At 40.4% G+C, this 13,724-nt stretch carries 10 protein-coding genes; 5 read left to right on the top strand and 5 right to left on the bottom strand.

Annotated features, from left to right (window positions below):
- Nucleotides 1–20 precede the first annotated feature (20 nt).
- From OCI93_RS17200 to OCI93_RS17190, 3 genes are read left to right on the top strand one after another with little or no spacing between them, the layout of a single operon-like run.
- The gene (locus OCI93_RS17200) at nucleotides 21–896 is read left to right on the top strand and encodes an acyltransferase (RefSeq protein WP_261594651.1); all 876 of its coding nucleotides are present in this window, start codon (nucleotides 21–23) and stop codon (nucleotides 894–896) included.
- A 19-nt stretch (nucleotides 897–915) separates the two neighbouring features.
- Entirely contained in the window at nucleotides 916–1,836 is a 921-nt protein-coding gene (locus OCI93_RS17195; protein WP_261594650.1) for an acetyltransferase, read from the top strand.
- Nucleotides 1,833–3,038: a mechanosensitive ion channel family protein gene (locus OCI93_RS17190; protein WP_261594649.1), complete on the top strand. Its 1,206-nt coding sequence runs from the start codon at nucleotides 1,833–1,835 to the stop codon at nucleotides 3,036–3,038. Before OCI93_RS17195 ends, OCI93_RS17190 begins: the two co-directional genes overlap by 4 nt.
- Here the strand turns inward: OCI93_RS17190 and chrA are convergent.
- Nucleotides 2,994–4,127, bottom strand: coding sequence for a chromate efflux transporter (gene chrA, locus OCI93_RS17185; protein WP_261626906.1), 1,134 nt, complete (start codon nucleotides 4,125–4,127; stop codon nucleotides 2,994–2,996). The two genes, OCI93_RS17190 and chrA, sit on opposite strands and share 45 nt — an antisense overlap.
- Before the next feature lie 139 nt (nucleotides 4,128–4,266).
- Between chrA and OCI93_RS17180 the strand changes: the two genes are divergently transcribed.
- Together OCI93_RS17180 and OCI93_RS17175 are read left to right on the top strand one after the other, a co-directional pair.
- Nucleotides 4,267–5,043, top strand: coding sequence for a substrate-binding periplasmic protein (locus tag OCI93_RS17180; protein ID WP_261626905.1), 777 nt, complete (start codon nucleotides 4,267–4,269; stop codon nucleotides 5,041–5,043).
- Nucleotides 5,044–5,116: 73 nt separating this feature from the next.
- On the top strand, nucleotides 5,117–5,746 hold the full coding sequence (locus OCI93_RS17175; RefSeq protein ID WP_261594701.1) for a YiaD family glycine zipper/OmpA-like lipoprotein: 630 nt from the start codon (nucleotides 5,117–5,119) through the stop codon (nucleotides 5,744–5,746).
- Nucleotides 5,747–5,898: 152 nt separating this feature from the next.
- Here OCI93_RS17175 and OCI93_RS17170 read toward each other — a convergent pair whose 3' ends face one another.
- From OCI93_RS17170 to OCI93_RS17155, 4 genes are all read right to left on the bottom strand, one after another.
- Nucleotides 5,899–8,481, bottom strand: a complete 2,583-nt coding sequence (locus OCI93_RS17170) for a serine hydrolase (protein WP_261594646.1) — start codon at nucleotides 8,479–8,481, stop codon at nucleotides 5,899–5,901.
- A 204-nt stretch (nucleotides 8,482–8,685) separates the two neighbouring features.
- A complete protein-coding gene (locus tag OCI93_RS17165) occupies nucleotides 8,686–10,779 on the bottom strand; it encodes a TonB-dependent receptor plug domain-containing protein (RefSeq protein ID WP_261626904.1) in 2,094 nt (697 codons plus the stop codon).
- Entirely contained in the window at nucleotides 10,776–12,290 is a 1,515-nt protein-coding gene (locus OCI93_RS17160; protein ID WP_261594644.1) for an amidohydrolase family protein, read from the bottom strand. The genes OCI93_RS17165 and OCI93_RS17160 overlap by 4 nt, the downstream gene beginning before the upstream one ends.
- Nucleotides 12,291–12,401: 111 nt before the next feature.
- Entirely contained in the window at nucleotides 12,402–13,442 is a 1,041-nt protein-coding gene (locus tag OCI93_RS17155) for a helix-turn-helix domain-containing protein (protein WP_261626903.1), read from the bottom strand.
- Nucleotides 13,443–13,724: the final 282 nt, after the last annotated feature.

The raw sequence follows: 13,724 nt of genomic DNA, 5'->3' as shown, positions 1-13,724 counted from the left end.
AGTTGTAAAGGAAGCATTGCATGTTGTTGTTACGCCGTATCTTAAGTTTGCTGCTATATACACTAAACACACTTGTATGGTTTGTCCCCATATTTATCTTCGGGTTAATAAAGTTGCTACCTATCATGCCTTTGCAAAAGGCATGTAGTTGGTTGGCAAAAGAATGCGCTAGTTTATGGGTTGCTGGTAATAGCTTGAATCAAAACTTGTTAAGTCCCTACACACTTAATGTTACAGGCTTAGATAGCCTTGAACGTCGTGATTGGTATTTAGTCATAGCAAACCATCAAAGCTGGGTGGATATTTTGGTGATGCAGCGTGTTTTACATCGAAAAATTCCTTTTTTAAACTTCTTTTTGAAAAAAGAACTGTTATATGTGCCTTTTCTGGGCCTTGCTTGGTGGGCGTTAGATTTTCCATTTATGACTCGAACGAGCAAAAGTCAGATAAGGAAAAACCCAAAACTAAAAGGTAAAGATGTAGAAACCACACGCAAAGCTTGCGAAAAATTTAAGACAATGCCTGTGAGTATCGTCAATTTTGTTGAAGGGACGCGCTATACACAAGATAAACATCGTCGTCAAAATAGCCCCTTTTATCATTTACTCAAACCTAAAGCAGGCGGGATTGCTTTTGTTATGCAAGCAATGGGTGAGCAGATAACAAAGGTTGTCAATGTAACTATTCATTATCCAGATGGGATCCCTACCTTCATTGATTTTGTTAGTGGTAAAGTGAAGCAAATTGAAGTGCATGTTGACGTTTTACCAGTGAGTGAAAACTTGATTGGTGATTATAGTAATGACAGTGATTTTAGAGTGCGCTTTCAAAGTGAGCTAAACCATCTGTGGCAACAAAAAGATGAGCAGCTGCAGCAATTACGTGGTTCAGAATAAATCTTGAGAGAGGCTGCTAGTGCATAGAAAGGTGTTACCGAATTGGTTTTTTGGCTTTTGTGCTACTTTACTCTTGTTATTTAATACAGTAGTAAGCGGGAGTATTGTATTTTTTTTGGGCTTGGTAAAGCTATTTTTACCAATTAGAGCCATATCAATTTTATTACACCTTGCATATGATATGTGGTGCAAAGGTAATAGGCTTGGGTTGTATGTGGGCTGTGAGCAGGTAAATATCAATGTCTCTGAGACGGTAAAACAGCAGGGCTGGTATTTACTGGTATCTAATCATATCAGTTGGTTAGATATTGTGGTGCTCAGTGCTGCAGAGGCTTTGCCTGCGCCAAAGTTTTTTCTTAAAGATGAATTAAAGTACATTCCATTTATAGGAACTGGTGCATGGGCAATGGGTATGCCGTTTATGAAGCGTGCTAGTAAATCACAAGTTGCTAAAAATCCTAAACTGAAAGGACTCGATGTTGAACGTACACAGCATAGTTGCCGTAACTTTCGACAACACCCTACAACCGTGATTAATTTTGCCGAGGGAACACGCTTTACGCAAACAAAGCAAAAACAGCAAGGTGGGGGCTATAACCACTTGCTTAAGCCGAAAGCGGGAGGTACGGCTTTTGCGTTAGAGGTATTGGCGCAGCAACTTGATGGGCTACTCAATTGTACGTTAATGTATCAAGCCAAGAGTCAGCATATCTGTGGCAGTTTTATGCTTGGCCAACTGCAAAGTGTTAATGTTGAAGTTGAGTTATTGGCAATCGCACAGGTGCCACAAGGCAGTTATCAAGGAGATAACAGTTACCGCACGCACTTTCAAAACTACCTCAATCAGCTTTGGCAGAATAAAGATGAACAAATAACCCAGTATATGGTTGAGCGTAGCGATATGAGTTCACACACAAACAAAAAAGTAGCATCACTATGACATTGGTACATTTAACAGATTTGTTGGATATTTGGTTTGCGAATGTACCACAAGGCAAATTCATAAGCGCATTAACCGCCAATAGTATAGGTTTTATCGGGCTTATTTTCTTATATCTATTTACTCGTCGTTTGGTGTTACCAAGTATTCAAAAAGGGTTAATGCGAGTTTCACCTGAACGTATGGGCCACCTTGCTCCAGAGCTTAATAAAGTCAGCGGTCGCCTTTCTGCAATGATCTGCGCAGTAGTGTTTTTGGCGTTTAACGATAAGGTATTGGTCGCACCGCCATGGGTTGTAGATGTATTGCACTCTTTGGGTCAAATAGTATTAATTGTTTTAACTGGTTTTTTATTTAGTAGCGTTGTAAATCTAGCGCACGCAATATACAACCAGCTACGTTTTGCTAAAGATGTTCCAATACTAGGAATTGTGCAGGTGACTAAGTTGCTGACATTCATAGTCAGTGGCATTTTGATTATTAGTCTGATTTTAGATAAGTCTCCCACATACATTCTTTCAGGTTTTGGTGCTATAGCTGCCGTTACATTGCTTGTATTCAAAGACACTATTTTAGGTCTTGTCGCCAGTATACAAATTGCTGCGAATCGATTAGTAAAGACTGGTGATTGGATTCAGGTTGATACTTTTGGTGCTGACGGTGAAGTCATTGATCTTGGCTTGAATACGGTTAGAGTACGTAACTGGGATAATACGGTTACAACGATTCCAACCTACATGCTGATCTCAGACTCATTTAAAAACTGGCGCGCCATGCAAGAGTCAGCAGGGCGACGAATTAAACGTGCAATATTAGTTGACATGTATAGTATTAAGGTACTTAAAAAAAGTGAAGTAGAAGCATTGCAAGCTCAATTTAGTGAGCTTAACGAGGTGGAGTCTATACCTGATGAGGCCACTAATTTGGGGTTGTTTAGGCGCTATGGTGAGCAGTATTTAGCGCAGCACCCAGCAATTAATCAAGAGTGCGTGTTAATGGTCAGAGAGCTGGCACCGGCAAGTAATGGCTTGCCTGTTGAGTTTTACTGCTTTAGTGCCGATAAAAGGTGGGTGGCTTATGAGCATTTGCAAGCAGATATCCTAGACCATATGTTCGCCATTATGGGCGCATTTGAACTACGCCCATATCAAAGCTTTTCAGGGCAAATGTGGCAACAAGACACCAACCCCACAAAACAGTAATAACATCATCCAAATGGGTGGCTTAGCGTATTTCAGTAGTATAAAGCCACCTATGACTACGGCAATATGCCATAGTGAGTAAACTGCTGATTGCCAAATAGGATTGTAAAAAGCGGCAGCTAATAAGCCGACCACTGCAGCGTTTAAAGCTGCGCTAATGCTGGCAAATTTAGGCAAGGAACTCAGAGATTGCCAGCTGTGATGACACGCCCACATTAATAGTAACCCTGGTAAGAAAATAGCAACGGTTGCTAAAAGCGATGAGGCAAATGCATGCTCCCCCCCGACCTCAGCGCCTAAGAACGAAGCTATGCTGAACATAGGCCCTGGCACAGCTTGAGCGGCGGCATACGCGGTTAAAAAGCTTTCTTGGGATAATCCTGAAACACCATTTTGCAATAGTGGCAGTACCACATGGCCCCCGCCAAAGACCAAGGCACCAGCTTGGTAAAACTGGGCAAATAGATTATTTGGTAAGCCAAAAAATGTTAAAGCAAATACAGCGAAAAATAGGCCAAGCACAGGCCAGTTAAGCATGATAGGTGAATTGTTTTTATCATCTACAATAGGACTAAAACGATAAAAATATGCTACAACTGCAACGATCACTAATAGCCATAATTGAGTATGCAAACTGGGTAATAACAACAGTGCCAGTGTACTTATAAATGTTATTACTTTTAAAGGTGTCGTCTTGCAAAAGCTTTTAGCCATACTAAATATGGCATCAGCGACAACTACAACCGCAAATAATTTTAACCCAACGATAATGTTTTCAATCGGTTCAGGCAGTTCAGAGGCTGTCATAGCAAGCATTAACATCAGCAAAAATGAGGGTAAGGTAAATCCGATAAATGCCGCAATGCCGCCTAAAATTCCTGCACGCTCTAAACCAATGGCAAAGCCAACTTGGCTAGATCCAGGGCCAGGCAAAATTTGCGATAAGCTGATCATTGCGCCGTAGCGTTCATTAGGAAGCCAGCCTAAGTTATCGACAAAATGTTTTTTAAAGATACCTAAATGCGCAGCAGGGCCACCGAAGCTGGTACAGCCGAGCAGAAAAAATTGATAGAAAATACTCAGTGCCATAGTTCACCTTATGATACAGTTAGCAATATATGCTGGCATACTATTATGACATTTTTATTACTTGCCGGTTGGGACGGCTATATTGATTTAACTGTTCAACAAATCACAAAAGTTGGGTCTAAGTTAGAGGTGTGATGATTTGCCGCGATTATTATTAGTTTTTTGTTTTCTCAGTTTTTTTGCTAGCCGTGATTTATATGCTGGTCATCAAACTATTCATGTAGCAATCGATCATGCCCCGCCTTATAGTTCGGTCAGTAACGATGGAGAATCTGCTGGGTTAATTCTAGACCTAGTTCGAGCTGCTGCAGGTGACAAATTTCAAGTCCGCCCTGTCCCTTGCCCTATGTCGAGATGTTTGCGTATGCTAGAACAGGGTGATGTTGATGTAATGGGTGGGTTAATTAAAACAGCACAGCGTCAAAATACCATGATTTTTGTAGAGCCACCTTATATGGCATTGTCTTCTTCGTATGTGTTTTACGCAAAAAAAGGCAGTAACTTATCTGTATCAAAATTTGAAGATTTATATGGTAAGCGTATTGCAGTTATGCGAGGTGCTGCTTTTTTTGAGCGTTTTGATGAAGATAAAAAAATTAATAAAGTTGATGTGACATCTGAACAAGTTGCACTTGAGTTAGTATTAAAAGAAAGAGTGGACTTAGCAATTGCAGTTGAGGATACCGCTGAAGTAGCTATGAAAGTATTAAAGCAGCCTATTTCTCAGTTAGAGAAAATGCAGTTTCGACACACCAATGTGATATATGGCTATATGGTATTTAGTCAGCATTTTTCGCAAACTGAAGCGGCAGAGTACATCACAAAAACAATGCAGGCGTTGGCTAAAAATAAGTTACTAGATAAGTTAATTGCCCCTTACTCCTTACCCCCAATCCCGCCTGAATTGGTGCAATAAGCAACATAAGTTAATTTTCTATTCACCTGAAATGAGCTAGCCTAGATTAAACAGTGACATAGAGAAATCAATGATGATCAATAGGCAACAATTAATTGTAGTGTCAGTGGGCTTAGCTTTACTTAGCGGTTGTGAAATGACGAATACTGGCAAAGGGGCTTCAATTGGTGCTGCAACCGGTGCCGTATTAGGAAAAGCGACTGGTAACCATAAAGATAAGCGTATTTTTATCGGTGCAGCCATTGGCGCAATTGCGGGTGCTGCGATTGGTGATTATATGGATAAACAAGAAGCCGCATTTAGAAAAGAGCTTGCAGGCTCTGGCGTTGAGGTCATTCGTGAGGGTGATAATATGCGTTTAGTGATGCCAAGTAATATCACGTTTGCATCAGGCCAAGCGAGTATTTCACCAAACTTCTATCAAACTTTAGATGCTATCACCAAGGTAATGAACAAGTATGAAAAAACCTTATTAAATATTGTAGGCCATACCGACAGTACCGGGTCACAGGCCCTTAATCAGCAACTGAGTGAGCAACGAGCAAATAGTGTAAAAAACTACTTATTAGGGCAGCAAGTGTTGGCTGTGCGTTTGCGCACGCAAGGTATGGGTGAGTCTCAGCCTGTGGCAAGTAATGAGAGTGAACAAGGGCGTTCTAAAAATCGTCGCGTAGAAATTCAAATTGTACCAAATAAAGCATAAAAATAGCGGTGCACATGTACTAATGCAGATCGTTTAAGAGCCCCAGATTTTCGTCAGGAAGACGGCAGAGGTTTGTTTGGGCTCTGCCGTCTTCCTCATTTCATAATCTCATCACCTTAAACGAGCGGCATTTTGAATATGCACCGTACTTTTTAGTTTGAGTTGACCAGCTTTAGAGCCAAGTTTTTTATCATATAGAAAGTATGATCATGTGGCTCATAATTTTCATCGCCGTTACTGAGCATGATAATGGCATTTTTTGTCTTTAAATCACCTATGACTTGCGACATAACACCGGGATCTGACCCGTTATGGTGAATATAGCTACCATCTAAGTCCCAAAAGTAGCCGATATCACGACTCGGTACCGGTGTATCGGTTTGTGGGCTTAACATTGCCTCAACAGCAGCTTGAGACAGCACTTGCTGTTGATCAATTTTACCTTTATTCATACTGGCGATTAAAAATCGGGCTAGGTCGTTAACTGTTGAAATAGCAGAGCCATCAGCATAAGTGATTGAACCATAGCTGGGCATTGCTGAACGTTCATCTGTTTGAGGGTTATGGACAAAGCGAGTGGCGACGTTCGCACTTGGTTTCCCTGTAGCCCAGCTGCTGTTAGTCATATTCAGTGGTGTAAATACGTAATCTTGCACCAGCTCTATAAAAGGCGTATTGCTTTTTTGCTCCAATGTATAGGCTGCAAGGGCAGTGGCAATGTTAGAATAGATATAGACTTGTGCGGTTTCAAAACCATATTGTGACGAGAAGTTAGCATCTTGATAGAATCGGCCCGTGCGATTTAGATAATTATTTAAATACTGTTGCAGATCGGTATTTATTTGCTCATCACACTTACTTGTACCAAGTAGCGCGTCACTGATATTTTGTTTAGTATCATGAAGGTAGTAAGAACATAAATACGCAGGATCAGAGTCAATAATTCCGCTTGTATGGGTAACAAGGTGGCGTAGTGTAATTGGTGTTTTCTGTGCTGGTATTACATTTGTTGTGAAAGGTAATATCGGGGCAACTGGCTCATCAAGAGATACGGTTTTTTGTGCTACTGCATGGGCAAGGGTTGCGCCAACTAAGGTTTTACTTACTGATGCAATGTAAAAAGGTGTGTCGGCAGTGACAGGCGTATTTTGCTCATCAGCAATACCGAAGCCATTAGCATATTTTATTTGACCATTTTTGATAACTGCAACTGCTAAGCCTGGTAATCCACTTTGTTTTATTAGCTGTTGTGCTTGTTGCTCAAAGTCGGCAACACTCAGATCTGAAGTAGCTGGCTTACCCATTGCTTCTAACGCGTAATCATAAGTAGCAAAGCGTGGAAGATCAGTTTCTAAATTTGAAAATGCACTGATATTGACATCTGGCTGTAAACCTCTCTTTTCAAAGTTTTCGCCTTGAGCATTGTGGTATACCTCATTAGATAAGCCAATTTCCCAGCCATTGGGTAAGGTAAAGTTTAGTATATCCGAAAAAGCGCCGGACGTTTCCTCACCAACCTGAGTAACATGGGGAAATTGCTTCATTGCCATGGCAAATACCTCTCCAGCACTGACGGTAATTTGGCTTGTTAGCATATAAACAGGTTTTGTATAACTATATGTTGGTTTTTTTATCATAGTCACAGTGGTGTGACCAAGGCCTGATTTATTTACAGCTTGTTTTTTAAAAGCGAGTTTGTTTTCACTGGCAAAGTGGGTTGCTAATGTTAAAGCGATGGCATCATCTCCACCTAGGTTGTTTCTAATATCTAAAATGAGCCCATCTGTATTTTCAAATTCTTTAAGTACTTTATCAATTAATTGCTTGGCGGCTTGTTGCTGTTGTTTTTCAGTGGCATTTGGGTTTTGGTGGTATTGAGCCATATTATTGATCACTAAAATTCCTACATTGTTTGGCGTAACGCCCCATAGCAAGGTTTTAGAATCGTCATCGTGTGGAAAGCTTTTTAAACTATCGGTCGTGATGTAGCTGGCAGTAGTATGTTGGTAATCATCTAAGGTGTCAGTAATAACATCCGAAATGTCAACATCAAGACCAAAACGTAAGTAGGATCTGGCTTTGCCGAGTGCGCTTCTTAATACAGGAGCGGGTTTCATACTGTTAAAAGATTGAGTGTCACTTTCAATAGAAACATGTGCATCTTGCAGTGGTGCTACCATCTCACTTAGTATTTTAAATAGTGCATCATCATTCATATTGTCATTAATCAATGGCGCGTAGCTATCATATTGGGCTTGCCAATCGACATCGCGCAGGTCAAAAAAGGCGTAATAATCATTAAATGTGTGCCAAAAGTATTGAAAAACTTGACTTGGGCTAGTGGCTTGGTTTTTTGTAATTGGAGTTTGGCATGATGCCGGTAATTGCTCGATATGTTTTAAAGTATATGAAGTTGGGCTACCTTTTTCTTGAATTCTTAAAAAATCAGTACCAATGACATTGAGCGTATCAATGTGTTCCTGCATCATTTTTTGATAGCTATTATCGTTGGTCAGTGTGCAGGCTTGGCTATTAAATTCATAACTTTTGACTTGCCCACTGCTTATCGACAGTATCTCTCCGTAGGCTTGCTTATGCCAAATACCTTGTGCTTTATACACATTTTCGTGATCTTTTATTATCAGATCGGTTTTAGTATTGTTGTTATCATTACAGCCGCTTAAGAGTAACCCTGCCACAATAGCGAGTGCCACAGGGGTGATAGATGACTTCATAAGGTTAATCCTTTTTGCTTTGTAGTATTAATTAAAGGGAGTCTAAGCGGGGCAGTAGTGAGTTACTGTATAAAAGTACACAGAAAATGTAATAAAGTATTGGGTTTGTATATGAATTTATATTGTTGATAATATGGCAGCAAAAAGGGCATCGACTGCTCAAGCAGACGATTACCCTCAGGGGAAGTAGGGTAAAGATGTATGTTAAAAATCCCACTTAACGCCAAAACTGGGTATTATTGGCAGCCAATGTCCATGCTCTTGTTTTACAGTAACATTGTTGTTATTAGTGAGTGTGTAGTTAGATGACTCTACACAGCATTGGTTTTTTCGATTTAGTAGGTTTGAAACCTCAAAAAACACTTGCAGTTGACTTTTATGTAGTGGGTATTGTTTAGATATACGCAAGTCAAAGCGTAAGTAGCTATCTAAGCTTTGTTGGTTACGTCGCTTAAGGTGCCTGACAATTTGCTGCTGCGCATTATTATTGGTTTGCAGCGTGCCATACTCACCCGTTGTGGGCCAACCGCTGTGGTAGTGGCCAGTGACATTAAGGTTCCAGCCATTATCAAACGCATAGTTTACCCCACCATTGAGGGTGTGGGTTTGATCCCAACTGCGTTTAACTTTCTCCCCATTAATTGTCTCCAAAGCTTTTGACCACGTATAGTTCAGGTGCCAACGAAATTTTTTGTTGATACGCTGTTCAAATGATAGTTCAAGCCCTGAAATGTTTCCCTCTGTCGCTTTTATTAAGTGTCTATCAGCTTGTGCTTCTGGAAAGAAGTTTAGAGGGTCAAGCACATTTTCAAAGCGTTTTGGTATGTTTGATAAGTGTTTATAGTAGCTTTCGATACGATAGGATAGTGATTGATAGGCCCCAGAGTAACCTACAATATAATGCGTTGACTTCTGGGCTGATGCATAATGTGTAACACCATCACTAATTTGTAAATCGAGTACATCTTGTGCTTGATAGAAGTGACCCCAACTAAAGTTTAGGCTGTCAGTTGTTGAAATATTATAAGTTAAGGCAGCACGAGGGCTTATTTGACTATCGCTAAAACCTTGATAGTTTTGTTTGTCATAGCGAATACCCAGCTGCGAGACCCAATCTGACGATAGCTTGTATTTGTTACTAATAAATACACCTGACTCAGATCCTTCAGCCGTGACTTTGGCACTATTACGCTGACTTTGTGGCGTATCTGCAAATACGCGATAGCGATGTACATCCATTTTGTAATCATAATGAGTATCAACTTGTTTGCTATGCAAACCAAACTCCAACATAAAATAATCGCTTGCAAGCCATTGCCAGTGATGTTTTAACCCATAAAATGAAAAGGATTTATCGTCATTGACCGTCAACTCAATCTCATAGGGATCACTTTGACCGCCACGTCTTTGTTCATCAATTTTACCAACAGACAATATAGTCTGTGATGATAAAGTGTCATTCCATTGTGAGCTTAATCGTGACCATAAGTACTGACTGGCATAGGAACCCGTGATTTTTTCTTTTACATAATATTTTTCAAACCCATTCCACTCATCAAAATTGTCATCCAAAATTTCATCGTCATAGGCATACAGCAGATTCATTGACACCGTGTGCCTATCGCTAAGTTCATAGCTGAATTTCGAGTAAAGATCTGCATAAACTGGTTCAAATTTACTGGTTTCATCATCCATGGCTTTGAGAACCATGTCTAAATAGCCACGCCTGGCAGATATGAGCCAATGGCCTTTTTGCGAGTCAAAACTGCCTTGGCCTGCCGCTCGGGCGTTGATAAAGCTGGCGCCTAAACTGTATATATTTTTTTGTGATGGCTGTAATGATTGAATATCAAGCACCCCGCTGAGCTTATTGCCATAGCGAGCAGAAAAACCTCCGGTATATAAGTTAACCTGCTCAGCATTTTCAGTATCAATAATGCTAAATGCGCTGTTAAAACTTTTCATATGAAAGGGTCTATATAGCTGCTGACCATCCAGTAGAACCAGCACTTCATTTTTTTGGCCACCACGCACATGAAAGTGAGCAGAATAGTCACCAGCGCTGACACCGGGTAAAGAGGGCATTAAACGAAATACATCATCAGCAATATGAGGAGCTTGCGCTATTTCTTCTTTACTAAATTGATGTAACGCGGAGCCACTATTTTTGAGGATAGCATAGTGACTAGCCCCAACTTCAATATGCTCGATAGTGTGCTCGTTTTGCGCGTAGGCAGGATGCCATAAAAATGTGAGACTACTGGCTACAAGAAGGTGAGTATGAAAACGAGTGTTCATGGTAGCTCCAAATATTGCACATTTTGGCTGGCGAATTCATGCGCCATATTGTCAAGTTGCTGTTGCGATAACCAATGTCCGTTGATAACGACACCTATGCGAGTTCTGATGTGGCTAATATCTTCTAATGGATTGTTTTTGAATAGTACAAGGTCAGCCAGGTAGTCTGGTTTAATTACACCCCTATCTTGAGGCTGTTGGGTAATTCGCGAGATCACCTGTGCGGGTATGTTAGTTGCTGCACCAAGCGCTTGTAGTGGTGTCAGCCCTGCTTCTACCATTAGCTCCATATCTCTGAGCAATAATTCAGGAATTGAACCTGCATCACCCGTATCAGATCCAACTTGTACAGCAATGCCCTCATCGACTAATGCTTTTACTAGCATCAAGGCGATGTCATGTAACTCAGGGTCAATATCAGTGTGTCGCTCTTCTTGTTGCCATGCATCTAAAATCGGTTGTGGAATTACGTTATAACTGTCAGAGCGATAGATATCCTCTCCTTGAGCCCAGCGACTTACCACTTCATCGGTAGACCAGTTAAATACTAAAGAGATGTTATTTTTGAGCATACGGTCAATCAGCCAATCGATATAGGTTTCATCGTCCATGCCTTCGGGCGCTCGGTCTCTTCCGGCAATGATCTCCGAGAGGTGAGCTATTTCATTTTGATTTTTAAGAGCTAATGACATAGGTACGTCAGGAATATGGCCGGCAAGGAACAAGTTTTGTACTTTCGCTGTTTGGCTGACTTGCGAATATATTTCTTCACTCACACCAGAGTAAACTTTAATAAAATCGTAACCTTGCTGCTTTTGTGTGAGCACCACTTGTTCTGCTTCAAGTGGGGTTTTTGGCCAGGTGAGTGATAGCGTATTTAAAAATTCTTCGCTGAATTGCTCATGAGGCGCACCTAAAAAAGGGTCTTCAGGTTCATATAAAGAGATAATTGGCCCACTGCTAATGATACGAGTACCTAGCCATTGTTGTGTATTTACTTTATCTCGCCATTGAAGCTCGTTAGGTGCGCCAGAATAATTTCTGAGTGTAGTAATACCTTGTTGAAGGAATATAGACATCTGTGCGGGTGACGTTTGAATTTCTACAATACTTTGTGACGCGCTGGGCTCATGTCTGAGGTGTGCGTGAGAATCGATTAGCCCAGGTAGTAAATATCCGCCTTGTGCATCGATTACTTTATCATCAACGGCAAAAGGAACGTCTTTTGCGTTATCAATGATTGTAATGCGGTTTGAAACGACCACCACGCGCTGCCCCATTAATATATCTGGCTCGTTTTCATCCATTGTAATAACATTTACATTGTCAAAAACTAACCTCCTAGGATGTTGTGGAGGCGTTAAACCGGTTTGAACGTGTATGGTTACTGGCAATTTTGATGTGCTTTTTTCTACTTTACTCTCAAATTCTTTACTGCATGCACCAAGTAAAATGAGTGTGGCAGCAATTAAACTAAGCAAGCAATATTGGATAAATAATCGTCGAGACATGGGATCTCCTAAATTTAGACCGACGCTTTATTCTGAGTGATAAATTGATTGGAATCGTCCGTATCGATAAACTAAGACAATATTTTAGTGCCATGAAAAATAAGCTTATTTTTATTTTATAGCCAGAGGTTGCGCTTTTTTGTATTGTGTGGGGGTTTGCTGGGTGCACTTTTTGAAAGCAGTGTAAAACGCAGAACGTGAGTTAAACCCCGTTTCAAGTGCGATTTCAAGTACCGTTTTTTGTGGCTGCGCTAACAATAGCTGTTTAGCGCTCTCAATTCTCAGCATATTGATATAGTCAAAAAAGTGTCGGCCACTGACTTGATTTATTGCTTGAGATAATTGGTGGCGAGACCAGCCGGTGATATTGGCAAGCTCGTCTAATGTTAGTATTGGGTTTGTATATATCTGCTGCTTTTTAACTTGAGCGTCTAGTTCGTTAAACAGCTGTTGGGCTAAAGGTTCAGACAGTGCAGAGTTAGCATAACGAGGAGTATTTTGGACTGTATGAGATGGGTCGTCTATTGTTTTTTCAAACTTTTGTATTTGTTGATAAAAAATAGCAGGCTGTTTAAGTGCGTAATAGGTTATCGCGTAAACACATATAATAATCCCAATTTCAGAGGGGTAAAAATAACGGTCTTCATTGACCCATGGCATGTTACACATCATATTTAAGCTGGTATCAAAACAAAGCCTAATATGTAGTGCTATAAGCTCATCTATTAACCACAATAATAACAGTACTGCAATGAATTTACTCAGCCATAACAACCAAGCTAAATTTACTTTTTCAAGGTATGAGAATTGTTTTTTAACATTAATTGCATGGTGTTTTAATACCTTGAAGATAAGCAGTAGATAGCAAGTTATTTGTATTAACGAAAATGCAGGAATAATAGTATCTACTAAGTGCTCGAACCGCTCATTGGCAGGGGTGAGAAGACTCTCTGCACTAATAAACTGGCTTTTGAGTGTCACATCTTGCATCAAAAACTCAACACTCAGAGCCGCAATAATCATACTGGGTATAAAGTGGTACCAAATTGGTGTGTTTGGCCCTTGTGCAGTTAACTTGAGTACATAAAGAAAGAGCAGCGGCCCAAGCAAGGGGATTAACCATTCTTGTACACCAATTAGGTGTGGATACACAAAAATAATACCGGATATATCCAGAAATATAAAAAAAAGAACGAATGAAAAAATACCAGTGAACAAACTTAGGTAAATATTAGCTGGGTTTTGAGTGCGCTGTTTCAATAAAAATAGACTCAATATTAGCGCGTGAACACAGCCAAGCAAAATCAAAATTTGCTCTAAAAATACGACCACTCAATATACCTGTTTGGTTGCTAGAGTCATAGGAGTAATTCCCCTTTTTAGAGACTCTATGCTGTTTTTAAACACCTAGCAAGCAGAACTGGCAAGTTACAT

The sequence above is a fragment of the Pseudoalteromonas holothuriae genome, from assembly GCF_945859825.1.
GTDB lineage: Bacteria > Pseudomonadota > Gammaproteobacteria > Enterobacterales > Alteromonadaceae > Pseudoalteromonas > Pseudoalteromonas holothuriae.
This window is presented reverse-complemented; position numbering and strand designations above follow the sequence as displayed.